2 protein-coding genes are annotated in these 1,025 nt (G+C 55.8%); one reads left to right on the top strand and one right to left on the bottom strand.

The genetic code is table 11. The features are described from left to right. A partial coding sequence (locus tag ACFVV5_RS19230) for a hypothetical protein (protein WP_387247324.1) occupies positions 1 to 199 on the top strand: 199 nt, incomplete at its 5' end. A gap of 34 nt (positions 200 to 233) precedes the next feature. Here ACFVV5_RS19230 and ACFVV5_RS19225 read toward each other — a convergent pair. Continuing rightward, positions 234 to 1,025: hypothetical protein (locus tag ACFVV5_RS19225; protein WP_387247322.1), on the bottom strand; the 792-nt coding region annotated here is incomplete at its 5' end.

Below are 1,025 nucleotides of genomic sequence, written 5' to 3'. Positions count from 1 at the left end.
GCGCCTGGAGGCTCCAGCGAGCGACCTCAAGCTGATCCAGGAACACGCTGGCATCACGGTAGTCAAAATCGCCGCAGCAATGGCGATCGTGGAAGCGGATGAGGACACCGTGAAGCAGTTGATGGGTGACCTCCCCGGCTGGGCGCTCGGGACCGGAGCCCGATTCCACCCAGCCGGTTCGCAGGCCGGCTCCGAATAGGATCCTTCGGAAGAATAGGATCCTTCGGAAAGCGCTAAACTGATTCGAAGGGGCTTTCATCGAATCCAAGAGCCGCAGCGATCTCCTCGGCGGAAGCGTAGTCCTTAATCATTGCGGCCGCCTCTACAACCTTCGGCTTCCGAAGGAATGGCTTCTTCACCCGATACGCGTTGAAGAATGCGGGTACCTGGTTGCGGCAGACAATCTTATCAACCGCACCACTCTGACGCTGAAAGCTAGCCCCGACTGCAAGGTCTCCCAAAGACGCTGCACCTTCTCCGACTTCGGTATTAGCGTCAAGGAGGAGACGTGACCCGCTCTGGCGGGAAATAACTGCCGTGAAAGACGTCGGCGTACCGATCTGATAAATGAAACAGTACTCCTCCTTCCAGGCTCCTGCGGTGTAGCGATCTATCATCGCAGGGAAAAGCAGAATTGGATTCTGCATCGCAGTAATGGAGATGTCTTTGGCTGCAACGACAAACGAGTCGGATGCGTTGAATGACAACTCGATCGAACCGTTTAGGTTGGCAATTTTACCAAACGTGCTTGATGTCTCGCCGTTGGCCAAAACTGAGAGACTTACATCCTTCCCTGATGAAATCTGGACGTCGGGAAGTCCGGTTCCTTGAATTGGGTTACCCGGCTCGCGGCCGAGCATGATCTCGGTAGTGCCCAGGTAGTGGAATGCGTGATCATTCAAGTAGCCGACAGTGCCTAGGCTGATGGGTTGTCCCAGCGGAAGTGTTGGCCTCATCTGAAGCTCGCTCCGGCAGCCTTCCACCATCTTTTCAATTGCTCGGCATTGTCCTGGGGTGGGGCTGTC

The organism is Leifsonia sp. NPDC058248 (genome assembly GCF_042881905.1).
Classification (GTDB): Bacteria; Actinomycetota; Actinomycetes; order Actinomycetales; family Microbacteriaceae; genus Leifsonia.
The sequence above is the reverse complement of the archived record's forward strand: the minus strand, read 5'-3'. Positions and strand labels throughout refer to the sequence as shown.